The organism is Pseudacidovorax sp. RU35E (assembly GCF_900156165.1).
Lineage (GTDB): Bacteria > Pseudomonadota > Gammaproteobacteria > Burkholderiales > Burkholderiaceae_C > Xenophilus.
Genome location: NZ_FTMY01000003.1, coordinates 427192 through 450890, shown reverse-complemented (window position 1 = coordinate 450890; position 23699 = coordinate 427192). Strand labels below are relative to the sequence as shown.

Below are 23699 nucleotides of genomic sequence, written 5' to 3'. Positions count from 1 at the left end.
GCGCTTCCGGCGGATGCACTGGCCAAGCAGCCTATGGTGCAAAAGGCCGGTGTAAGGCCGAGCCTACAATCGGCGCCCTTTTCCAGTGAGCCAGGCAGCGGCGGCGCTTCGACAGCCCGCCGTTTGCGTCGAGGAGCAGCGTCCCCATGTCCGAGTCCAAACCCCTGAGCGCCGAAGACAAACGCGCGGAACTTCGCCGCGCCGCACTCGAATACCACGAGTTCCCGGTGCCGGGCAAGCTGGCGATCAGTGCCACCAAGCAGATGACGAACCAGCGCGACCTGTCGCTGGCCTACTCGCCCGGCGTGGCTGCGCCCTGCGAAGAGATCGTCAAGGACCCGGCTGCCGCCTTCCGCTACACCTCGCGCGGCAACCTGGTGGCTGTGATCTCCAACGGCACCGCAGTCCTGGGTCTGGGCGACATCGGCCCGCTGGCCTCCAAGCCGGTGATGGAGGGCAAGGCCGTCCTGTTCAAGAAGTTCGCCGGCGTCGACGTGTTCGACATCGAGATCGACGAGAAGGACCCGGCCAAGCTGGTCGAGGTGATCGCCGCGCTGGAGCCCACCTTCGGCGCCATCAACCTCGAGGACATCAAGGCCCCCGACTGCTTCTATGTCGAGCGCGAGCTGCGCAAGCGCATGAAGATCCCGGTCTTCCACGACGACCAGCACGGCACCGCCATCACCGTGGCCGCGGCCATGCTCAACGGCCTGAAGGTCGCGGGCAAGGACATCGGCCAGGTCAAGCTGGTGGCCTCGGGCGCCGGCGCCGCCGCCCTCGCCTGCCTGAACCTGCTGCTCAAGGTGGGCCTCAAGCGCGAGAACGTGTTCGTCACCGACCTGGCCGGCGTGGTCTACGCAGGCCGCACCGAGCTGATGGACGAGGACAAGGCCCAGTTCGCGCAGAAGACCGACGCCCGTACGCTGGGCGAGGTGATGGAAGGCGCCGACGTCTTCCTGGGCCTGTCGGCCGGCAACGTGCTCAAGCCCGAGATGGTCGCCAGGATGGCGGCCCGGCCGGTGATCTTCGCGCTGGCCAATCCCAACCCCGAGATCCTGCCGGAGCTGGCCCATTCGGTGCGCGGCGACATCATCATGGCCACGGGCCGCACCGACTACCCGAACCAGGTCAACAACGTCCTGTGCTTCCCCTACATCTTCCGCGGGGCCCTGGACTGCGGCGCGACCACCATCACCGACGAGATGGAGATCGCCGCGGTGCACGCCATCGCCGACCTGGCGCAGGCGGAGCAGAGCGAGCGCGTGGCGGCTGCCTACGTAGGTGAAAAGCTGAGCTTCGGGCCCGAATACCTGATCCCCAAGCCCTTCGACCCGCGCCTCATGATGAAGATCGCGCCGGCCGTGGCCAAGGCGGCGGAAGAGAGCGGCGTGGCCGCCCGCCCCATCAAGGACCTGGACGCCTACCGCGACAAGCTGCAGAGCTTCGTCTATGCCTCCGGCACGACGATGAAGCCCATCTTCGACGCCGCAAAACGGGCCGCCAAGAAGCGCGTGGCCTACGCCGAGGGTGAGGAAGAACGCGTGCTGCGTGCCGCCCAGATCGTGGTGGACGAAGGCATCGCACGCCCGACGCTGATCGGCCGCCCGGCGATCATGGCCCAGCGCATCGAGAAGTTCGGCCTGCGCCTTCAGGAAGGCCGCGACTACGACGTCGTCAACGTCGAATGGGACGAACGCTACCGCGATTTCTGGCAGACCTACCACCGCATGACCGAGCGCAAGGGCGTGACGGTGCAGGTGGCCAAGATCGAGATGCGCCGTCGCCTGGCCCTCATCGGCGCCATGCTGCTGCACAAGGGCCATGTGGACGGCATGATCTGCGGCACCTGGGGCACCACCCACGCCCACCTGCCCTACATCGACAACGTGATCGGCAAGCGCAGCGGTGCCTCCATCTATGCCGGCATGAATGCGCTGCTGCTGCCCGAGCGGCAGGTGTTCCTGGTGGACACCCACGTCAACTACGACCCCACCGCCGAAGAGCTGGCCGAGATCACCATCATGGCCGCCGAGGAGATGATGCGCTTCGGCCTCAAGCCCAAGGCGGCCCTGCTGTCCCACTCCAACTTCGGCACCAGTGCCCACCCCAGCGCACTCAAGATGCGCCAGACCCTGGCCCTGCTGCGCGAGCAGGCGCCCTGGCTCGAAGTCGACGGCGAGATGCACGGCGACGTGGCCCTCGACGGCCGCCAGCGCATGAGCGTGATGCCGCACAGCGCCCTGGCCGGCGACGCCAACCTGCTGGTGTTTCCCAACATCGACGCCGCCAACATTTCCTACAACCTGCTCAAGACGGCGGCTGGCGGCAACATCGCCATTGGCCCGGTGCTGCTGGGCGCTGCCAAGCCGGTGCACATCCTCACCGCCAGCGCTACCGTGCGCCGGATCGTCAACATGACGGCCTTGACGGTCGCCGACGCCAACGCCAACCGTTGAGCCGGTGGCGCAGGCGCGTCCTGATGCGCCTGCGCCGCACCATGCCGGTGCCGCTCCTGCGGGGTGTCCATTAATTGGCAGGCTGCGCCGTATCCCATTGCCCAATCCTTGGGCATTCGCTTGCTATTTAGGCAGCTCTGGGGCACACTGGCGGGCTTGAATTTACGGGTTAACCCGTAATTCGCAGTCCCGTTCTTTAGCCTTCCGGTGCCTCATGGCGGTTTTCGCCTCGATTTCTTCCCCGGTTTCCAAGTTCACGCGCATCGGCGTTCTTGCGGCAGCCTTGTGGGGAGGACTGACGGGAATCCCCACCGCTTCCGCCCGGGAGACGACGGAGCGGGGCACTTCGATTGCACTGGCGGAACTGCCTCCCCAGGGCCAGCAAACCTACCGAACCATCCTGCAAGGCGGCCCCTTCCCTCACGAGAAGGATGGCACCGTCTTCGGCAACCGCGAGCGACTCCTGCCGCGTGAACCTCGCGGCTATTACCGCGAGTACACGGTCAGGACACCGGGGGCGAGCAACCGCGGTGCCCGTCGGATCGTGTGCGGAGGCCAGCAGCCCAGCCGACCCGATGGTTGTTGGTACACGGCCGACCACTACGCCAGTTTCAGAAAGATCGTGCCCTGATACGCACGGCATGGAGTGACGCACCAACGCGTCCGGAACAAGTCTTGACCATCATGGAAAGAACAGCGGAGATGAATCAGCAGCCTCTCAAGGGCGTGCGGCCGAACATCGTGCAGTCGATTCGCGCCTTTCGCGTGGCCGATCTGCAGCAGGCGGCGCAAGAAGCGGGCCACCACTTCCTCTATGCCAACCTGGCCGTGGCCCAAAGCAAGCAGGACGTGCTCGACCTGATTGCGCAGCAGTTCACCTTCCCGGCGCACTTCGGCAAGAACTTCGACGCCCTCTACGACTGCATGACCGACCCGCTGTACAAGTCGGGCCCGCAGCCGGGCTTCGTCGTGGTGCTGGAGCAGATCCCTGCACATGCCAAGTTCGACAAGGAAGCGCGCGAGCAACTGCTCGACATCTTCCGGGACGCTGCCGACTACTGGGGCGACCGGAAAGTGCCCTTCCGATGCTTCTATTCTTTTCTGTAGCCCGTTCTGCACAAGCCGGCCAAGCAGAACGGGCCAGCGAGGCCCCGTTGACCACCACCGCCCCCGTCGATGGCATCGACCTGAGCGGCGAAGAGAAGATGCCCACCGACAAGCTGGTGGACGTCTCTCCCCAGGCGCTGCGCATGAGCAGCCCCTTCAACAGCAGCTACTGGCTGTCCGCCGCCTGAACCGGGCGGCCCAGTGCCAACGAACGAAGCCCGCCGAATGGCGGGCTTTTGCTTGGGCGCTGCGCACGCATTGAGTGCGCCGCCGGGCGCTGGCGCGCCGGCCTTTTTCAGGGCGACGAGGGCAGCGCCTGCGTGAGCGTCACGTACTCGTCCACCGGCACCTCCTCGGCCCGCCGCTGCACGTCGAAGTGGCCGGCGAAGCGTTGCTCTTCGAGCCAGCGGCCCAGTGTGTGGCGCAGCAGCTTGCGGCGCTGGCTGAAGGCCAGCTGCACGACGCGTTCGAGCACGGCCGGGTCCAGCGCCGCCGGCGCCTCGCGCGGCACCATCCGCACCACGGCACTGTCCACCCGAGGGGGCGGATCGAAGCTTTCCGGCGGTACGAAGAGCACGTTCTCCATGGCGTAGCGCCACTGGAGCATCACCGACAGCCGGCCATAGTCCGAGGTGGCCGGCTCCGCCACCATGCGGTCGATGACTTCCTTCTGCAGCATGAAATGCTGGTCGACGATCCGGTCGGCAAAGCGCAGCAGATGGAAGAGGATGGGCGTCGAGATGTTGTAGGGCAGGTTGCCCACCACCCGCAACCGCTGGCCAGCCGTGTCGGCCAGCGCGCCGAAATCCACCCTCAGCACGTCCGCCTCGACCACCGAGAGCTGGGGATGGCTCCGCAGACGCGCCGCCAGGTCGCGGTCGAGTTCGACCACCGTGAGCCGGCCCAGGCGCTCGACCAGCGGCTGCGTCAGCGCCGCCAGTCCCGGGCCGATCTCGACCATGGCATCGCCAGGCCGCGGCGCGATCTCGCGGACGATGCCATCGATGATGGCGTCGTCGGTCAGGAAGTGCTGGCCGAATCGTTTTCGGGGAGCGTGGGGCTTCATGCAGGCAGAGGAACGACGTGACGTGGCGCGCAATCAGGAGGCGGGCGGCTCCCGCATTTCCACGTAGGCGCGCTGCCGCACCTCCTGCGCCCAGGCCTCGTAGGCGTCTTCCATCTTGCGGTCGCGCAGCATGTTGCGCGCGGCCTCGCGCAGTTCGGCGGGATTGAGCTTGGCCTCGCGCCGGCCTTCGACCTGGATCAGATGGATGCCGAAACGCGTGACGACGGGGTCACTGATCTGGCCGGGCTGCAGTCGGCTCATCGCCTCCTCGAACTCCGGGACGAACAGCCCCGGCGTGGACCAGCCCAGCTCGCCGCCCTCGCGGGCACTCACCGTGTCCTGCGAGTTCTCGCGGGCCAGCGCGGCGAAGTCGGCCGTACCGGCCTGGATGCGCCGCTTGAAATCGGCCATCAGCGCGACGATCTGCTCAGGCGTCCGCCGTGCGTCGGGGCGCATGAGGATGTGGCGCACCTGCGTCTGCGTGACCGTCGCGTCCGGCGAGGCGGCGTTCTGCTTGGCGATCACCTTCAGCACGTGGAAGCCCGCGCCCGAGCGCACCGGACCGACGATGCCGCCGACCGGCGTCGCCTGCGTCGCCTCGACGAACAGCGGCGGGTAACGGTCAGCCGCGCGCAGCCCCAGCACGCCGCCGGTGCCCTTGGCATCCGGTGCGTCGGAGAGCTGGGTGGCCAGCTGGGAGAAGTCCTCGCCCGCGCGGGCACGGCGGGCGATGTCCTCGGCGCGCTTCTGCGCATCGGCCACCTGCGCAGCCGTGGCCTTTTCCGGCACCGTGATCAGCACCTGGGAAAGGTTGATGTCGGGCGCTGCGCTGCTCGCCGCCGCGCGCTGCTCGCGCAGGAACTGGTCGATCTCGTCGTCGCTGACCTTCACGCGGCCTTCCAGTTCGCGCTCGCGCAGGCGGGTGAGCAGCAGCTGGTCGCGCAGGTTGTTGCGGAATTCGTCGCGCGAGATGCCCGCCTCGGTCACGCGGCGGCGCAGTTCGCTCAGGCTGACCTGGTTCTGCCGCGCCACCACCTCCTCGGCCTGATCGATGGCCATGGCGTCGACGCGCACGCCCTGCTCCTTGGCCAGCTGCAGCTGTGCACGCTCCGAGATGATCTGGTCCAGCACCTGCCGGTTGATCTGCTCGCGCGGAATGCGCTGCGCCTCGGGCCCCGCTTCGCGCAGGATGCGCTCGACGCGCTTCTGAACCTGGGTGTTGGTGATCGGCTCGGAATTGACCAGCGCGACGATGTATTCGGCGGCCCGCTGGCCCTGAGGCTGGGCCGTGGCGGCCACGGGCGGCGGCAGCGTGGAGGCGGCAGGGCCTTCACGCATGATGTCGGTGATGCCTCGGCGCGGCGCGGCCGCACTGCTGCTGCGTCCACCCTGGGTGGCCGAAGCGCCCTGCCGGGCGGCAGCGCCACCCTGCTGGGCCTGCGCCGCTGGCGTGGCGGCCAGCAGGACCGCGCACGACAGGGCGAAGACGGAAAGCTGGAATTTCATGGCGTTGGCCTCCTGGATCAAGCGCCACGCCCGCAGAGGCGGGCGGGCTGGAGAAAGCCCCCGTCGCCGTATCGGCGGGCGGGGTCCTGCTCACTCATAGTTGGTGAAACGGCTCGGCGCCAGCGTGGGCTCGCGCAACGAGCGATAGCGCGGCACATTGGTTTGAAGCGTGCGCATGGGGCTGGTTCCGAGACTGGTGAAGCCCATGAACTCGATCTGGAACATGATGCGCTTGGTGGCCGTGGCCACACCGGTGCTGACCTTCTCCAGCACCACGCGCCCGATGTAGCAGCAGCCGTCGTACTCCAGGCCCATCACCGCATCGGTCACCACCTTGTCGCGCAGGCTGTAGTTGACGCGGCCCACCGCATACCAGCGACCGCCACCCAGGCCGCCGCCGGCCTTGGGCGTGCCCTTGTCACCCCACAGGTCGTTCAGCGGCCATTGCCAGCCCAGGTCGACGGATTCGTAGCCCGAGTTGTTGACCGAGATGCGGTCGTCCTGGTAACGGTAGGAGGCACTGAGCGTGCGGTACGGCCCGGGCGTGTAGCGCGCGGTGATCACCCGGCGCTCGGACTTGTCGATCTGCGGGTTGTACTGGACCGCGCCCTCGAGGCTCCACTGCGGGTTGATGTTGATCTGCGCGCCGGTCACCACGTCGGACGCCCGGTCGGTGGAGGCCGTGCCGCCGGGCAGCGTCACCAGCTGATCCTCCAGCCGCCGCCGCTGTGCGATGCCGAAGCGGGCCCGCTCGAAGCCGCTGTCCGGATCGATCAGGCGGGAGGTCACGCCCAGCGTGATGGCCTTGGTGGCCGAGATGCGATCGTTGCCGGTGAACTCGTTTTCGGTGAAGAGCGAAGCCAGGCTCAGGTCGCTCTTGGCCGTGTCGTAGACCGGCAGCGCGCTCTGGTTGCGGTAGGGCGTGTTCACGAAGAAGGCACGCGGCTCCAGCGTTTGCGTGTAGGCCTTGCCGAAGAGACTGGTCTCGCGCTCGAAGGTCATGCCCGTGTCGAGGCTGAAGGTCGGCACCGTGCGGTTGGCCGACGTCGCACCGGTGGACAGCGGACCGTCGAAGCTGTAGCTGGTGCCGGACAGCGTCAGCTTGGGTGTGACGTAGTAGCCCGGCCGCACGAAGGGCCGCGACAACTGAACCTGCGAGAACAGCCGGTCGGCGTTGGGCTGGCCCTGCTGGATCGAATTGGCGCTGAAGCGCGTCAGCTCATTGTTGAAGCTGAAGTCGAAACCGTTCCAGTCGTACAGCGCGTAGTTGGCCGTGAGCTGGGGCAGGCGGTCGTAGGCCGGCGTGATCGGCGCCGCGGTGTAGGCGAGCGTCTGCCACTTCTGGGCGAACAATCGACCACTCCAGTCGCCCTTGCTCCAGTTGACCGACCCGTCGGCCGAGAGCTGGCGCGAGGTCAGCGAGGGCGTGCGGGTGAAGTCGCGCCAGTAGTCGTCGTCGCTGACACGGTCCACCGACACATTGGCCCCGAGCGTGTCCATGCCCAGGGTGCCGGCATTGAAATTCTGCCGGTGGCGCAGCCACAGGCCCCAGCGGTCGCGGTTGCGCAGCTGGTCGCCGGGCATCAGGTCGAAGCGCGCCTCGCCGCTGTAATCCTTCTCGAGGTACCGGAATTCGTTGGCGACGTTGATGCCGCGCTTGCTCATCACCGTGGGCGTGAAGGTGGCGTCGCGGTTGGGGGCGATGTTCCAGTAGTAGGGCAGCGTCAGCTCGAGGCCGTTGACGCTGTCCATGCCCACCACCGGCGGCAGGATGCCGCTCTTGCGCTGGTCGTCGAGCGGGAAGCTCACACTGGGCAGGGCCGGAGAGCTCATGCCCATGAAGTGCAGCTGCACGTTCTCGGCGACGCCCACGCCCGCAGCGCTGTCGGTGCGCAGGTTCTCGGCACTCAGGAACCAGGCCGGTTTCCAGCCTGGCTGGTCGTCCTCGCGGCGGCAGGTGGTGTAGGTGGCACGGCGGGCGATGGTCCGGTCGGAATCGACGAAATCGACGCGGTCCGCGGTGCCATGGGCACCGTTGGTCAGCAGCTGGTAACGCACGCTGTCGAAGAAGCCCTCGAAGGTCTCCAGCTTGAGCTGCAGGCGTGGCCCCTCGTAGATGTTGCCCGCCTGGTTGATGCGCACATCGCCTTCGGCAGTGGCCAGGTCCTGGGGCTGGTCGTAGTTGAGGCGGTCGGCACGGATGACCGTGTCACCGCGGCGCAGCGAGGCATTGCCTTCGACCGCGGTCTCGAGGTCGGGACGACCGGAGATGCGGTCGCCCTGCACGATGCTCGGGCGCAGTCCGCGCTCGGTCGGGGGGATGTTCTCGGTCAGCTGCGGGGTGCGGCGCAGCACCAGCGGCGGCTCGTCGGGCAGGGCCGAGGCGGACTGCGCCCAGGCACCCTGGACGCCCGCGAGCGCCAGCGTCAGCAGCGCGAGGGGCAGCGGCGGCAGGCGTCGGTGCCCGGGGGCGCGGCTCTGATCTGGCATGGATGCGTGTGGCAAGCGTCTCGGCGCGGGAGGCGGCCGGTCCGACGGCCGGCTCGCGCCCATTTGGGAGAGGGCGGATTTGTAGAATGTCGATTATCCATGACCGCTTCAGCGCCCCCTTCCGGCCCGGCTTCCATCGCCTGGGCCGACGCATCCAGGGGCCGGGTGTTCGAGGCCTGGCTGAACCGCATTGCGCCAGCCCACGCCCTGCAACCCGCGACCCTGCGCCCCGCCTCCGCCGACGCCAGCTTCCGCCGCTATTTCCGCATCGACGGCGCGACGCCCGGCCTCTCCCGCATCGTGATGGATGCCCCCCCCGCCCAGGAGGATGCCCGTCCCTTCGTGCAGGTCGCCGCGCTGATGCGAGAGGCCGGCCTGCGTGTGCCGCAGATCCTCGACTGGGACGAGGCGAACGGTTTCCTCCTGCTGGACGACCTCGGCACGCACACCCTGCTCGACGTGATCGACCGCGAAGACCCGCTGGCCAACCTGCCGCGCTATCAGCAGGCGGTCGACGCGCTGGTGCGCTGGCAACTGGCCTCCCGTCCCGGCGTGCTGCCGGCATACGACGACGCCCTGCTGCGCCGTGAACTCGCCCTTTTTCCCGACTGGTATCTGGGCCGTCACCGAGGCGTGACGCTCGACGACGCGCAGGCGGCCACGCTGCAGCAGGCCTATGACCTGATCGTGCGCACCAACCTGGGCTCGCCTGCGGTCTACGTGCACCGGGACTTCATGCCGCGCAACCTGATGGTCTGCGACGACCCCGACGTGCTGGGCGTGCTCGATTTCCAGGACGCGGTGTACGGGCCCATCACCTACGACATCGCCAGCCTGATGCGCGACGCGTTCCTGAGCTGGGACGAGGACTTCGTGATCGACGTGACGGTGCGCTACTGGCAGGCCGCGCGCAAGGCCGGACTGCCGGTGGCCGATGATTTCGGCGAGTTCTACCGCGCGGTGGAATGGATGGGTCTGCAGCGCCACCTCAAGGTGGCGGGCATCTTCGCCCGCCTCACCCTGCGCGATGGCAAGCCGAAGTATCTGGCCGACGCGACGCGCTTCCTCGGCTACATCCGTGCCACTGCCAGCCGCTATCGCGAGCTGACACCGCTGCTGCGTCTGATCGACCGGATCGAGGGCACGGAAGCGCCCACGGGCTTCATGTACGGACGGCCCTGAGCGCTGACGGAAACCTGCTCGGCCTGCCTGAGAGAGAAAGAAGGTTCGGCGCCCGGCGGCCATGAAGAGGCTGCCGGCGCGTTTCGCTCAGGCGGGTCCAGGCTCGTGCACCGAGCGGTCCGCATGGATCAGATCGAGCGAATAGCGCTGGCCTGCGAGATAGTCTTCCACGCACTGCAGCAACAGCGGGCTGCGATGGCGGTCCACGCTGGCGCGCAGCTCGTCGGGCGTCATCCACAGCGTGCGCACGATGCCCTCGTCCAGTGCACGGGTCGGATCGAAGGCACCCACCTCACCAGCAAAGGCGAAGCGCAGGTAGGTGATGTCGGTGTCGCCTTCGTCGCCAGGCGCGTGGCGCTCGAACCGGGCCATGTAGATGCCCACGACGGCCGTGGGCGTGAAGGCATGGGCGGTTTCTTCCAGCGCTTCGCGGGCACAGCCTTCGGCGGGCGTCTCGCCGGCTTCGAGGTGGCCGGCCGGCGTGTTCAGGCGCAGTCCGCGGTCGGTGTGCTCCTCCACGAGGAGGAAGCGGCCATCCTTCTCGATGACCGCGGCCACGGTCACATTGGGTCTCCAGCGCATGAAGCGATCTCCGGACAGGTCGCACGTCGGCGGAAGCAAGGCCTTGCGGCCGATGACGCTTCGCACGCCGGCAGGGCGGGCACCACGCATGCAAAGTGCGCGGCGGAAAAAGTCGCGCACTTTAGCGCGGCTCGCATGGATGCGCTGCCCGGCCGACCGAGGCCCGCTTGCCGGCTCCGTCATGCCCTCGGGCGATCACCCGGCCAGGATCACTCCGGCATGCGCAGCGGCGACGACAACTCGGACGGATCCACGGGCTCGAGACGGTAGCCCATGCCGTAGATCGCCGTCAGCATGAAGCCGTGCTCGGGACGCAGGGCCAGCTTGCTGCGGACACGGGAGACGTGGGTGTCCAGCGACCGGGAGCCATCTTCGCGGGCACTGCCCCAGATGGTGGCCCGCAGATAGTCCCGGCTCAGAAGCCGACCCTGGTTCTGGAACAGCAACAGGGCCAGCGCGTATTCGCGGTTCTTGAGTTCGACAGGCTGGCCATCGATCAGCAGTTGACGCGCTGCGGGCAGGAACCGGTAACGGCCATATTCCTGCGGCTGATCGCCTCCGATCGAGAAGCGCGCCCGGCGCATCAGGGCCTCGGCACGCGCGCGGAGTTCGGCGACACGCAGGGGCTTGCTGAGGAAGCCGTCGGCGCCCGCACCGAGCGCCTCGACGAGGTCGGCCTCGTCGCAGCGGTGCGTCAGCACGATGACGGGCACGGAGGCGCCGAAGCTCTCCCGCACCAGCCGCAGCAGGCTGTCGACGTCGACATGGGGCAAGTCCCAGTCGAGGAGCAGCAGATCGAACTGCTTGGCGCGCAATCCGGGCTGCAGGTCGGCGCTGCGGTCGAAGCAATGGCACTCGTGTCCTGCCTCGGCAAGCGCTGCGCTGATCAGCGCCTGTTGATCCAGTTCGTCGTCCAGCACCGCGATGCGCATTCGGTTCCCCCCTTCGCCCTGTAACGGCAGATCATCCATCGTGTCTTCTCCCGGGCGGCGGGGCATGCTAGTCATCGAAAGCTCGGCAAACCAAGGAAGTTCCGCACGGAAATCGTCACTTGCCATTGGCGCCGCGGGTTCCCCCGCGCACACAGCTGTCGTCCAGGTGCGCCGGATCACGGCCCGTTGCTGTAAGCTTTGGTGAAGTTGGGGCGGTGCTGCCGCTGTGGTGACGAGGAGATTCCAAGATGTTGATCGGAGTGCCCGCCGAGTGCGTGGCCGGTGAATCGCGCGTGGCCGTCACGCCCGAGACCGCCAAGAAGCTGGTGGCCCAAGGCCATCAGGTGCTCATCCAGTCGGGGGCCGGCCTTGCGGCCAGCGTGCCCGATGCGGCCTATGAGGCAGCGGGCGCCCGCATCGGCGATGCCGCCGGCGCCTTCGGTGCCGAGCTGGTCCTGAAGGTGCGCGCCCCCACCGAGCCCGAATGCGCGGCCATGAAGCCGGGCACGACGCTGGTCGGCATGCTCAATCCCCATGATGCGGATGGCCTGCACAGACTGGCGTCCGCGGGGCTCACCGCCTTTGCCCTGGAGGCCGCCCCGCGCACCACACGGGCGCAGAGCATGGACGTGCTCTCCAGCCAGGCCAACATCGCCGGCTACAAGGCCGTGATGATGGCGGCCAACGCCTACCAACGCTTCTTCCCCATGCTGATGACGGCCGCCGGCACCGTGAAGGCGGCAAGAGTGGTCGTGCTGGGCGTGGGCGTCGCCGGGCTGCAGGCCATCGCCACGGCCAAGCGCCTGGGCGCGGTGATCGAGGCCAGCGACGTGCGCCCCAGCGTCAAGGAGCAGGTCGAATCGCTGGGCGCCAAGTTCATCGAGGTGCCCTACGAGACGCAGGAAGAGCGCGAAGCCGCCGAAGGCGTGGGCGGCTATGCGCGGCCGATGCCCGCGAGCTGGCTCACCCGCCAGCAGGCCGAGGTGGCCAAGCGGGTGGCGCAGGCCGACGTGGTCATCTCCACCGCGTTGATTCCCGGCAGGCCCGCACCCACGCTGATCACCGAGGCCATGGTGCAGGCCATGAAGCCCGGCGCCGTCATCGTCGACCTCGCCGCCGGGCGCGGCCCCGATGCGAACGGCGGCAGGACCGGCGGCAACTGCCCGTTGACCGAGGCTGACCGCACGGTGGTGCGCCATGGCGTGACGCTCATCGGCGAGACCAACCTGCCCGCCCTGGTGGCCGCCGATGCGTCGGCGCTCTATGCCCGCAACGTGCTGGACTTCCTCAAGCTGATCTTGCCGAAGGAGGGCGGTCTCAGGATCGACCTCGAAGACGACATCGTCGCCGCCTGCCGCGTCGCGCAGGACGGCCAAGTCACCCGCAAGGCTTGAGAAGAAGGAACGCGCACCATGGACATCGTCAATCCAACCCTCATCAACCTCACCATCTTCGTGCTGGCCATCTATGTCGGGTACCACGTGGTGTGGACCGTCACGCCCGCGCTGCACACGCCCCTGATGGCCGTGACCAACGCCATCTCGGCCATCGTCATCGTCGGCGCCATGCTGGCGGCGGCGCTCACCACCACGCCGCTGGGCAAGGTGATGGGCGTGGCGGCCGTGGCGCTGGCCGCGGTCAACGTCTTCGGCGGCTTCCTGGTCACGCGCCGGATGCTGGAGATGTTCAAGAAGAAGGAGCGCAAGGCCCCTTCCACCTCCGCCAACGCCGAGGGGAAGTGACACCATGTCGATGAACCTCGTCACGCTGCTCTACCTGGTGGCCAGCGTCTGCTTCATCCAGGCGCTCAAGGGCCTGTCGCACCCGACCACCTCGATCCGCGGCAACGTCTTCGGCATGGTCGGCATGGCCATCGCCGTGCTGACCACGGCGGCGCTGATCGTGCGCCTGGCCGGCTCGCCGCTGGGGCTCGGCTGGGTGCTGGTTGGCCTGGTGATCGGCGGCGGCGCCGGCGCCTTCATGGCCCAGCGGGTCGAGATGACCAAGATGCCCGAGCTGGTCGCCTTCATGCACAGCATGATCGGCCTGGCGGCGGTGTTCATCGCGGTGGCGGCGGTCGTGGAGCCCTGGGCCTTCGGCATCGTGCCCCCGCCGGTTTCCGCCCGGGCGACCTACACCACCGCCGCGGGCACCGTGTTCGTCGACGGCTTCGCGCGCGCACCGATTCCCTTCGGCAACCGGCTGGAGCTGTTCCTGGGCGCGGCCATCGGCGCCATCACTTTCAGCGGCTCGGTGATCGCCTTCGGCAAGCTGTCGGGCAAGTACAAGTTCCGCCTGTTCCAGGGGGCGCCGGTGCAGTTCAAGGGCCAGCATGCGCTCAACCTGGTGCTGGGCCTGGCGACCATCGGCCTCGGCCTGGTGTACATGGCCACCGAGAGCTGGAGTGCCTTCCTGCTGATGCTGGCGCTGGCCTTCGTGATGGGCGTGCTGATCATCATCCCCATCGGCGGCGCCGACATGCCGGTGGTGGTGTCCATGCTCAACAGCTATTCGGGCTGGGCGGCGGCGGGCATCGGCTTCTCGCTCAACAACAGCATGCTCATCATCGCGGGCTCGCTGGTCGGCAGTTCGGGCGCCATCCTGAGCTACATCATGTGCAAGGCGATGAACCGTTCCTTCTTCAGCGTGATCCTGGGCGGTTTCGGCGGCGAGGCCGCGACGGCCACGGCCGGCAGCGCGGTGCAGCGCCCCGTCAAGAGCGGCAGCGCGGACGATGCCGCCTTCGTGCTGGGCAATGCCGAGACGGTGATCATCGTGCCGGGCTACGGCCTGGCCGTGGCGCGCGCCCAGCATGCCGTCAAGGAGCTCGCGCAGAAGCTGACCGACAAGGGCATCACCGTCAAGTACGCCATCCATCCGGTGGCCGGCCGCATGCCCGGCCACATGAACGTGCTGCTGGCCGAGGCCGAGGTGCCGTACGACCAGGTCTTCGAGATGGAGGACATCAACAGCGAGTTCGGCCAGGCCGACGTGGCGATCATCCTGGGCGCCAACGACGTGGTGAACCCGGCCGCGCATACCAAGGGCAGTCCGATCTACGGCATGCCGATCCTGGAGGCCTACAAGGCCAAGACCGTGATCGTGAACAAGCGCTCGATGGCGGCGGGCTACGCGGGCCTGGACAACGAGCTCTTCTACATGGACAAGACCATGATGGTCTTCGGCGACGCCAAGAAGGTGGTCGAGGACATGATGAAGGCGGTCGAATAAGGCCGCCTTCGCCCCGCGCCGCGGCCCGCGCGCCGCCGGCGCTTTGCTACGATTTCAAGAGCCCCGGCCGCCGCCGCAGCAGCGGCCGCTTTTCATTCCGGACCTGGAGACATCGCACATGACCGACCGCCCCTGGCTGAGCAGCTACCCGCCGGGCGTGCCCGCCGACATCGACCCCGCGCAGTACGCCTCGCTGGTGGCGCTGATGGACGAGAGCTTCAGCCGCTACGCAGACCGCCCGGCCTACAGCTTCATGGGCAAGCTGGTGAGCTACGGCGACGTGGACCGTGGCAGCCAGTCCTTCGCCGGCTACCTGCAGGGACTGGGGCTGACCAAGGGCGACCGCGTCGCGGTGATGATGCCCAACTGCCCGCAGTACCCCATCGCCGTGGCGGCCATCCTGCGCGCGGGCCTGATCCTGGTGAACGTGAATCCGCTGTACACGGCGCGCGAACTGGAGCACCAGCTCAAGGACAGTGGCGCCAAGGCCATCGTGATCATGGAGAACTTCGCGAATACGCTGCAAAAGTGCATCGCGAATTCGATGGTCAAGCATGTGGTGCTGGCCTCCATGGGCGATCGGCTGGGCCTGCTCAAGGGCGCCATCGTCAACTACGTGGTGCGCAACGTGAAGAAGCTGGTGCCGGCCTTCAGCCTGCCGGGCGCCGTGCGCTTCAACGACGCGCTGTCGCAGGGTCGCCGCCGCGGCCTGCAGGCGCCGGCCATCGGCGGCGACGACGTGGCGGTGCTGCAGTACACCGGCGGCACCACCGGCGTGAGCAAGGGCGCGGTGCTCCTGCACCGCAACGTGATCGCCAACGTGCTGCAGTCCGAGGCCTGGAACAGCCCGGTGATGCAGCGCGTGCCGCAGGGCGAGCAGCCCACCACCGTGTGCGCGCTGCCGCTTTATCACATCTTCGCCTTCACCGTCGGCATGATGCTGTCGATGCGCACGGGCGGCCTGCTGATCCTCATCCCCAATCCGCGCGACCTGGCAGCCACGCTCAAGGATCTCTCCAAGCACCGCATCCACAGCTTCCCGGCAGTCAACACGCTCTTCAACGGCCTGGCCAACCATCCGGACTTCAACACCGTCGACTGGAGCCATCTCAAGATCTCGGTGGGTGGCGGCATGGCAGTGCAAAGTGCCGTCGCCAAGCTGTGGCTGGACAAGACCGGCTGCCCGATCTGCGAGGGCTACGGCCTGTCCGAGACCTCGCCCTCGGCCACCTGCAACCCGACCACCAGCCAGGAATACAGCGGCACCATCGGCGTGCCGCTGCCCAGCACCGACATCACGCTGCTGGACGACGCCGGCCAGCCGGTGCCGCTGGGCCAGGTGGGCGAGATCGCGCTGCGCGGCCCGCAGGTGATGGCCGGCTACTGGCAGCGCCCGGACGAGACGGCCAAGGTCATGACCGCGGACGGCTGGTTCAAGACCGGCGACCTGGGCGTGATGGACGAGCGCGGCTACACCAAGATCGTGGACCGCAAGAAGGACATGGTGCTGGTCAGCGGCTTCAACGTGTACCCCAACGAGGTCGAGGACGTGGTGGCCACGCTGCCCGGCGTGCTCGAGTGCGCGGTGGTCGGCGTGCCCGACGACAAGACCGGCGAGGCCGTCAAGCTGGTGATCGTCAAGAAGGATCCGGCGCTCACCGAGGAGCAGGTGCGCAGCTTCTGCCACGACAACCTGACCGGCTACAAGCGACCCAAGATCATCGAGTTCCGCACCGACCTGCCCAAGACGCCCGTGGGCAAGATCCTGCGGCGCGAACTGCGCGACGCGCGCAAGTAGGCCGACACCCTGAAAAGGGCGGCGCGGCGCCGGACTGGCGCCGGTGCTGCCCGGCCGCCCGTCGGCCGGTGCTGCGAGCAGGCTCGCTGCCAAACGGGTACAAGGGCGGCGGTACGTGCAAGACCATTTCCTCCACGGAGATCCCCATGCTGGACAAAGTGCATTCCGCCGCCTCGACCCCCTCTGCTGGCCGCTTCGGCAGCGGCCAGGCCGTGCGCCGACTGGAAGATGAAGCCCTGCTCGCAGGCCGCGGCCGTTACACCGACGACATCCGCCTGCAGGACTGCGCCGCGCTGGCCTTCCAGCGCTCGCCGCATCCGCACGCGCGCATCCGCAGCATCGATGCCGACGCTGCGCGTGCACTGCCCGGTGTGCTGGCCGTCTACACCGGCGCGGACCTGGTCGCCCAGGGCGTCCAGCCCATCCCCGGCGTGGCCGGCTTCGTGCGCGCCGACGGCTCGCCCGGCGTGACCGCGGCGCGGCTGCCGCTGGCGCACGAGGTGGTGCGCTTCGTCGGAGAGGCGGTGGTGGCCGTGGTCGCCACTTCGCTCCAGGCCGCCAAGGACGCGGCCGAGGCCGTGTGGGTCGACTACGAAGACCTGCCGGCCATTCCCACCCTCGACGCGGCGCTGGCCGAGGGCGCGCCGGCCCTGTGTGAGGCGGCCCCCGACAACATCAGCGCCGAGATGCGCCACGGCGATGCCGAGGCCACGGCCCGCGCCTTCGCCCAGGCCGCGCACGTCGTCGAACTCACCGTCGACAACCAGCGCGTCGCCGCCGTCACGCTGGAGCCGCGCGCCGTGCTGGCCGAGATGGACGCCCAGGACGGCCGGCTCAGCCTGCAGATGAGCACCCAGATGCCCACCGGCGTGCGCGGCACGCTGGCGACGGTGCTCGGCCTGCCGGCCGAGCAGATCCGCGTGCGCGTCAGCGACGTGGGCGGCGGCTTCGGCATGAAGACCGGCCTCTACCCCGAGGACGCCGTGGTGGCCTTCGCCGCCAAGGCCCTGGGCCGCAGCGTCAAGTGGACCGGCGAGCGCTCCGAGGAATTCCTCACCACCACCCACGGCCGCGACGTGCGCGCCCGCGCCGCCATGGCGCTGGACGCCAATGGCCGCGTGCTGGGCCTGCGCGTGCACAGCGATGCCAACGTGGGCGCCTACCCGACGGGCACCGGCGTGGCCATCCAGCTGCTGATCGGCCCCTGGGTGCAGACGAGCGTCTACGACATCCCGGTCATCGACTTCCACTTCCGCGCGGTGATGACCAACCAGTCGCCCACGGGTGCCTACCGCGGTGCCGGCCGCCCGGAGGCCATCTTCCTGATCGAGCGGCTGATGGATGAGGCCGCGCGGCAGACGGGCATCGACCGCGTGGCCCTGCGCCGGCGCAACTTCATCCGCCCGGAGCAGATGCCCTACACCAACCCGATGCGGCAGACCTACGACACCGGCGCCTTCGAGCACATGATGGACCGGGGCCTGGCCTTCGCCGACTGGGACGGCTTCGACGCCCGCGCCGCAGAATCGGCCGCGCGCGGCCTGTGGCGCGGGCTGGGGATTGCCACCTTCCTCGAATGGACGGGCGGCAACGTCTTCGAGGAACGCGTGACGGTCGACGTGCAGGCCGACGGCGTGATCGAGGTCTATTCGGCCGTCAACGCCATGGGCCAGGGCATCGCGACCACGCTGGCGCAACTGGTGGTGGACGCCTTCGGTGTCCCCATCGAGCAGGTGCGCGTGGTGCTGGGCGACACCGACCGCGGCAATGGCTTCGGCAGCGCCGGTTCGCGCTCGCTGTTCACCGGCGGTTCGGCCATGCGCACCGGCGCCGACCGCACGCTGTCGCGCGGTCGCGAGCTGGCGGCCGAGGCGCTGGAGGCCGCGGCCGCCGACATCGACTACGGCCAGGGCCGCTTCACCGTGCGCGGCACCGACCTGGGCATCGGCCTGTTCGAACTGGCCGGGCGGCAGGCGGAGGGCCGGATCTTCGTGGACTCCACCAGCAAGGTGGACGGTCCCACCTGGCCGAACGGCTGCCATGTCTGCGAGGTCGAAGTCGATCCGCAGACCGGCGACGTGGAAGTGGTCGCCTATGCCTCGGTCAACGACGTCGGCCGCGTGGTCAACCCGATGATCGTGCGCGGCCAGCTCGACGGCGGCGCGGTGCAGGGCATCGGCCAGGCGCTGCTGGAGCAGGTGGTCTACGACGGGGCCACCGGCCAGCTGGTGACGGGCAGCCTGATGGACTACGCCCTGCCGGTGGCGGGCACGGCGCCGCACTTCCGCACCGAGATGGACGAATCGGTGCCCTGCAAGAACAACCCGCTTGGCGTGAAGGGGGTGGGCGAGCTGGGCACCATCGGCGCTACGCCGGCGGTGGTCAATGCGGTGGCCGACGCCCTGGCGCGCAACGGACGTGGCTCGCTGGCAGCACGGCTGCAGATGCCGCTGACGCCGGTGCGGGTCTGGTCGCTGCTGCAGCAGGCGGACTGAGCCCGGTGAGAAAATCGCGTCCATGAACGCGATCTCCACCCTCGAACTGATGAACACGCTGGGCGCCCAGGCGCGCGCGGCGTCGGCGCAGATGGCCAAAGCCAGCGCCGCAGCCAAGGCGCACGCGCTGCGCAGCCTGGCCGAACGGCTGCGGGCGAGCGTGGAGCCATTGGCCGAGCACAACGCCCGCGACCTGGAGCGCGCCCGCGCCGCCGGTCTGGCCGAGCCGATGGTGGACCGCCTCAAGCTCACGCCCAAGGTCATCGCCACCTGCGCCGAAGGCTGCGAGCAGCTGGCGGCCATGCCCGACGCGATCGGCGAGATCATCGGCATGAAGCAGCAGCCCAGCGGCATCCGCGTGGGCCAGATGCGGGTGCCCATCGGGGTGTTCGGCATGATCTACGAGAGCCGGCCCAACGTGACCATCGAGGCCGCCAGCCTGGCCATCAAGAGCGGCAATGCCGCCATCCTGCGCGGCGGCTCCGAGGCCATCGATTCCAACAAGGCGCTCGCCGCCCTGGTGCGCGCCGCCCTGCTGGACGCCGGCCTGCCCGAGGACGCCGTGCAGCTGGTGCCCACCACCGACCGCGAGGCCGTCGGCCGCCTGGTGGCCATGCCCGAGTACGTGGACGTGATCATTCCCCGCGGCGGCAAGGGCCTGATCGAGCGCATCAGCCGCGAGGCGAAGGTGCCGGTCATCAAGCACCTGGATGGCAACTGCCACACCTTCGTCGATGCCAGCGCCGATCTCGACATGGCCGTCACCCTGGTCGACAACGCCAAGACGCAGAAGTACAGCCCCTGCAACGCCACCGAAGGCCTGCTGGTCGCCCGCGCCATCGCACCGGCCTTCCTGCCGCGCATCGGCGCCGTGTTCGCCGCCAAGGGCGTGGAGATGCGCTGCGACGCCGAGGCGGCTGCCCTGCTGGCCGGCCAACCCCGCGTGGTGGCCGCCACCGAACAGGACTGGTCCGAGGAATACCTGGCACCGATCATCAGCATCAAGCTGGTGGACGGCGTCGACGAAGCCATCGACCACATCAACCGCTATTCCAGCCACCACACCGACGCCATCGTCACCAACGACCACAGCCATGCGCAGCGTTTCCTGCGCGAAGTCGATTCGGCGAGCGTGATGGTGAATGCGAGCACACGCTTCGCGGATGGTTTCGAGTACGGACTGGGCGCCGAAATCGGCATCAGCACCGACAAGTTCCATGCCCGCGGCCCGGTCGGCATCGAGGGACTGACCTCGCTCAAGTACATCGTTCTGGGCCAGGGCGAGATCCGCCAGTAGCCTGGCTGCGTACCAGAAAGCGGCCGCCGCGCTGTCATGGGGCGGCCAGGCCGGCTGCCTACAATCGCCGGTCCGCCTCTGGCCGCAAACCCGCATAACAAGGCAGCCGCATGGTTCCGCATCTCGTCACCGCCCTGACCGGCCCGATCAACGAACTCGAGCAGCGCATCCTCGACAGCATGCCCGCCATCGAGCGCTGGTTCCGGCTCGAGTGGATGGAGCACACCCCGCCGTTCTACACCGCGGTCGACGTGCGCAACGCCGGCTTCAAGCTGGCGCCGGTGGACGCCAATTTCTTCCCTGGGGGCTGGAACTACCTGACCACCGAGATGCTGCCGCTGGCGGTGCAGGCCGCCCAGGCCGCGATCGAGAAGATCTGCCCCGAAGCGCGCAACCTGCTGGTCATCCCGGAGAACCGCGGCCGCAACACCTCGTACATGGCCAACGTGGCCCAGCTGGTGCGCATCTTCCAGATGGCCGGGCTGAACGTGCGCGTCGGCTCCATCGATCCGGCCATCAAGTCGCCCAAGAAGGTGGAATTGCCCGACGGCAGCACCGTCTGCCTGGAGCCGGTGGTGCGCAGCAAGCGCCGCCTCGGCCTGAAGAACTTCGACCCCTGCACCATCCTGCTCAACACCGACCTGGCCGCCGGCACGCCCGGCATCCTGGAAGACCTGCACGAGCAGTACCTGCTGCCGCCGCTGCATGCCGGTTGGTCGGTGCGCCGCAAGAGCAACCACTTCCACAGCTACGAGGAAGTCTCCAAGCGCTTCGGCAAGCTGCTGGGCATCGACCCTTGGCTGATCCAGTCGATCTACGGCCGCGCGGAGGGCGTGGACCTGGCCCGCGGCAGGGGGGTCGAGGGCCTGACGGCGGCGGTCGACCAGGTGCTGACCAAGGTGCGCCGCAAGTACAAGGAATACGGCATCAACGAGAAGCCCTTCGTCATCGTCAAAAGCGAGAACGGCGCCAGCACGCTGCCGATCTCGACCATCCGCGACGTCAAGGAACTCGAAGCGCTGACCAAGAAGCCCCGCCAGAAGGCCATGGCCGGCGCCACCACCGACGACGCGGGCCCGACCGACGTGGTCGTGCAGGAAGGCGTGCTCACACGCGAGCGGGTGCACGACGGCATGGCCGAGCCGGTGGTCTACATGATGGACCGCTACGTGGTGGGCGGCTTCTACCGCGTCCACCCCGACCGCGGCCCGGACGAGAGCCTGGCCCTGCCGGGCGCGAGCTTCGTGCCGCTGGCCTTCTCGCAGAGCGGCCACCTGCCCCAGCCGGGCGCCAAGCCGGGCGCCAGCGCGCCCAACCGCTTCTACATGTACGGCGTGATCGGCCGCCTGGCCATGGTGGCCGCCTCCTACGAACTCGAGGCCACCAACCCCGAGGCCGAGGTCTACGAGTGAGCTGACGCCGCCTGGCCGCAGCCCGCGCGGGCTTGCGGCGGCACGGCCGGCGCGCACAATCCACACTTCCACAGCAACGGAAAACCGAGGGCGGAGCTTGGCTCCCCGGCGCCGAAGAGCCGCCGGTGGGGCGAGGTGCGGCCCACCCGTTTCCTCGCCACTTCGTGTCTGCCTCCAAGTCCTCCATGCCGGCCCTCGTGCTCGGCGCCATCGGCATCGTCTATGGCGACATCGGCACCAGCGTGCTGTACGCCATCAAGGAAATCTTCGGCCACGGCCACGTGCCATTCACCATCGAGAACGTGTACGGCATGCTCTCGATGATCTTCTGGACGATGACGATCATCGTTTCGCTGAAGTACGTGGTGCTGGTGCTGCGGGCCGACAACGAGGGCGAAGGCGGCCTGGTGGCCATGCTGGCCCTGGCCTCGCGGGCGGTGGCCGACAAGCCGCGCCTGCGCAACGGCATGCTGGCGCTGGGCATCTTCGGCACCGCCCTGTTCTACGGCGACGGCGTGATCACGCCGGCCATCTCCGTGCTGTCGGCGGTCGAGGGCCTGGAGGTGGTGTCGCCCCACTTCACCGGCTATGTCATCCCGATCACGCTGGTGGTGCTGTTCTGCCTGTTCGTGGTGCAAAAGCGCGGCACCGCCGGCATCGGCCGTTTCTTCGGCCCCATCACCCTCACATGGTTCGGCGTGCTGGCGCTGCTGGGCGTGGCGCAGATCCTGACGCACCCTGAGATCCTCAAGGCCGTGAGCCCGCACTACATGCTGCGATTCATCTGGGACAACCCCGGCACCAGCTTCATCATCCTGGGCGCCACGGTGCTGTGCGTGACCGGCGCCGAGGCGCTGTACGCCGACATGGGCCACTTCGGCAAGGGGCCGATCCGCATCGCTTGGTTCTCGGTCGTGATGCCGGCCCTGGTACTGAACTACTTCGGCCAGGGCGCATTGCTGCTGGGCAACCCGGCGGCCGTGAAGAACCCCTTCTTCCTGATGGCGCCCGACTGGGCCGTGGTGCCCGTCGTGCTGCTGGCGACGGCTGCCACGGTGATCGCCTCGCAGGCCATGCTCACCGGCGCCTTCAGCGTCACGCGGCAGGTGATCCAGCTGGGCTACCTGCCGCGGCTGCGGATCGAGCACACGAGCGCGCGCTCCGCGGGACAGATCTACATCCCCTTCATCAACTGGTCGCTGTTCGTGGCCATCGTGCTGGCGGTGGTGATGTTCCGCAGCTCCAGCAACCTGGCGGCGGCCTACGGCATCGCCGTGACCACCGACATGCTGATCACGACGATGCTCACCTTCTTCGTGATCCGCTATGCCTGGAAGCTGCCGCTGCTGCTGTGCATCGGCGCGACGGCCATCTTCTTCGTCATCGACTTCGCTTTCTTCGCCTCCAACCTGCTCAAGCTGCCGCAAGGCGGCTGGTTCACGGTCATGATCGGCATCGGCGTGTTCACGCTGATGATCACCTGGAAGCGCGGACGCAGCCTCATGGCCGATGCCCAGCGCGCCGATGCCATCGACCTGCGCAGCTTCCTTGAGGCGGTGTTCGTCAGCCCGCCGGCGCGGGTGGAGGGCACGGCGGTGTTCCTGACGTCCGAGGCGGGCGTGGTGCCGACCGCGCTGCTGCACAACCTCAAGCACAACAAGGTGCTGCACGAGCAGAACCTGTTCGTCACGGTGCGCAACCATGAGGTGCCCTGGATCCCGATGGAGCGGCGGGTGGAGATGGAGCCTCTGGGCCATCACTGCTGGCAGATCACCATCCACTACGGCTTCAAGAACGACATCGACCTCCCCCGCGCGCTGGAGCAGGCCAGGCTGCGCGGCTGCCAGCTGGAGCGCATGACCACCAGCTACTTCATCTCGCGCGATACGGTGATCCCGACGCTCGGCAGCGGCATGGCGCCATGGCGCGAAAAGCTCTTCGCGCAGATGCACCACAACGCCAGCGGCGTGGCCGACTTCATGAGCCTGCCCAACAACGCGGTGGTGGAGCTGGGCTCCAAGATCGAGATCTGACGGCACCCGTACGCAGGCGCGCACCTTCTGGATTTCTGGCCACGGGTTACTCCCAATGCACTACCGCGGTGCAAGACCTAAAGTCTCGCCACTCGCAGCAGGCCTCGTCCTG

The 23699-nt window shown here is 68.2% G+C and carries 18 protein-coding genes; 13 read left to right on the top strand and 5 right to left on the bottom strand.

Annotated elements, in window-relative coordinates; all coding sequences use genetic code 11:
• Nucleotides 1-146: 146 nt before the first annotated feature.
• The 4 genes from BXA03_RS07590 to BXA03_RS26845 all read left to right on the top strand — a co-directional run bounded on the left by BXA03_RS07590 (nucleotide 147) and on the right by BXA03_RS26845 (nucleotide 3751).
• Entirely contained in the window at nucleotides 147-2456 is a 2310-nt protein-coding gene (locus BXA03_RS07590) for an NADP-dependent malic enzyme (protein ID WP_076505661.1), read from the top strand.
• Between the two features lie 214 nt (nucleotides 2457-2670).
• Nucleotides 2671-3087 carry a guanyl-specific ribonuclease gene (locus BXA03_RS07585; protein WP_076505659.1) on the top strand — a complete coding sequence of 139 codons (417 nt, stop codon included), beginning with the start codon at nucleotides 2671-2673 and terminating at the stop codon, nucleotides 3085-3087.
• 71 nt (nucleotides 3088-3158) lie between these two features.
• Nucleotides 3159-3563 (top strand): barstar family protein, encoded by a 405-nt coding sequence (locus BXA03_RS07580; RefSeq protein ID WP_234983623.1) that lies wholly within the window; start codon nucleotides 3159-3161, stop codon nucleotides 3561-3563.
• Nucleotides 3564-3610: 47 nt separating this feature from the next.
• Nucleotides 3611-3751, top strand: coding sequence for a hypothetical protein (locus BXA03_RS26845; protein ID WP_017759369.1), 141 nt, complete (start codon nucleotides 3611-3613; stop codon nucleotides 3749-3751).
• A 107-nt stretch (nucleotides 3752-3858) separates the two neighbouring features.
• Here the strand turns inward: BXA03_RS26845 and rsmA are convergent, their stop codons facing one another.
• The 3 genes from rsmA to BXA03_RS07565 all read right to left on the bottom strand — a co-directional run bounded on the left by rsmA (nucleotide 3859) and on the right by BXA03_RS07565 (nucleotide 8625).
• A complete protein-coding gene (gene rsmA, locus BXA03_RS07575) occupies nucleotides 3859-4629 on the bottom strand; it encodes a 16S rRNA (adenine(1518)-N(6)/adenine(1519)-N(6))-dimethyltransferase RsmA (protein WP_076505657.1) in 771 nt (256 codons plus the stop codon).
• Nucleotides 4630-4662: 33 nt separating this feature from the next.
• On the bottom strand, nucleotides 4663-6135 hold the full coding sequence (locus tag BXA03_RS07570) for a peptidylprolyl isomerase (protein WP_076505655.1): 1473 nt from the start codon (nucleotides 6133-6135) through the stop codon (nucleotides 4663-4665).
• A 90-nt stretch (nucleotides 6136-6225) separates the two neighbouring features.
• Entirely contained in the window at nucleotides 6226-8625 is a 2400-nt protein-coding gene (locus tag BXA03_RS07565; protein WP_076505653.1) for an LPS-assembly protein LptD, read from the bottom strand.
• 99 nt (nucleotides 8626-8724) lie between these two features.
• On the opposite strand from BXA03_RS07565, the gene BXA03_RS07560 reads away from it, so the two are divergent.
• Nucleotides 8725-9807, top strand: a complete 1083-nt coding sequence (locus tag BXA03_RS07560; protein ID WP_076505651.1) for an aminoglycoside phosphotransferase family protein — start codon at nucleotides 8725-8727, stop codon at nucleotides 9805-9807.
• 87 nt (nucleotides 9808-9894) lie between these two features.
• Here the strand turns inward: BXA03_RS07560 and BXA03_RS07555 are convergent, their stop codons facing one another.
• Both BXA03_RS07555 and BXA03_RS07550 read right to left on the bottom strand, forming a co-directional pair.
• Complete coding sequence (locus tag BXA03_RS07555) at nucleotides 9895-10389, bottom strand: NUDIX hydrolase (protein WP_076505821.1); 495 nt, start codon at nucleotides 10387-10389, stop codon at nucleotides 9895-9897.
• Between the two features lie 209 nt (nucleotides 10390-10598).
• Entirely contained in the window at nucleotides 10599-11360 is a 762-nt protein-coding gene (locus tag BXA03_RS07550) for a response regulator transcription factor (RefSeq protein WP_367269967.1), read from the bottom strand.
• Between the two features lie 209 nt (nucleotides 11361-11569).
• On the opposite strand from BXA03_RS07550, the gene BXA03_RS07545 reads away from it, so the two are divergent.
• The 8 genes from BXA03_RS07545 (at nucleotide 11570) to BXA03_RS07510 (ending at nucleotide 23587) form a co-directional block, all read left to right on the top strand.
• Nucleotides 11570-12715: a Re/Si-specific NAD(P)(+) transhydrogenase subunit alpha gene (locus BXA03_RS07545; RefSeq protein ID WP_076505647.1), complete on the top strand. Its 1146-nt coding sequence runs from the start codon at nucleotides 11570-11572 to the stop codon at nucleotides 12713-12715.
• A gap of 18 nt (nucleotides 12716-12733) precedes the next feature.
• A complete protein-coding gene (locus BXA03_RS07540; protein WP_076505645.1) occupies nucleotides 12734-13063 on the top strand; it encodes an NAD(P) transhydrogenase subunit alpha part 2 in 330 nt (109 codons plus the stop codon).
• Nucleotides 13064-13067: 4 nt separating this feature from the next.
• The gene (locus BXA03_RS07535) at nucleotides 13068-14552 is read left to right on the top strand and encodes an NAD(P)(+) transhydrogenase (Re/Si-specific) subunit beta (RefSeq protein WP_076505641.1); all 1485 of its coding nucleotides are present in this window, start codon (nucleotides 13068-13070) and stop codon (nucleotides 14550-14552) included.
• Between the two features lie 118 nt (nucleotides 14553-14670).
• A complete protein-coding gene (locus BXA03_RS07530; protein WP_076505640.1) occupies nucleotides 14671-16350 on the top strand; it encodes a long-chain-fatty-acid--CoA ligase in 1680 nt (559 codons plus the stop codon).
• A gap of 146 nt (nucleotides 16351-16496) precedes the next feature.
• The gene (locus tag BXA03_RS07525; protein ID WP_076505638.1) at nucleotides 16497-18845 is read left to right on the top strand and encodes a xanthine dehydrogenase family protein molybdopterin-binding subunit; all 2349 of its coding nucleotides are present in this window, start codon (nucleotides 16497-16499) and stop codon (nucleotides 18843-18845) included.
• Between the two features lie 13 nt (nucleotides 18846-18858).
• Entirely contained in the window at nucleotides 18859-20142 is a 1284-nt protein-coding gene (locus tag BXA03_RS07520; protein WP_076505636.1) for a glutamate-5-semialdehyde dehydrogenase, read from the top strand.
• A gap of 110 nt (nucleotides 20143-20252) precedes the next feature.
• The gene (gshA, locus tag BXA03_RS07515; RefSeq protein ID WP_076505634.1) at nucleotides 20253-21554 is read left to right on the top strand and encodes a glutamate--cysteine ligase; all 1302 of its coding nucleotides are present in this window, start codon (nucleotides 20253-20255) and stop codon (nucleotides 21552-21554) included.
• Nucleotides 21555-21718: 164 nt separating this feature from the next.
• Nucleotides 21719-23587, top strand: coding sequence for a potassium transporter Kup (locus BXA03_RS07510; RefSeq protein ID WP_076505632.1), 1869 nt, complete (start codon nucleotides 21719-21721; stop codon nucleotides 23585-23587).
• Nucleotides 23588-23699: the final 112 nt, after the last annotated feature.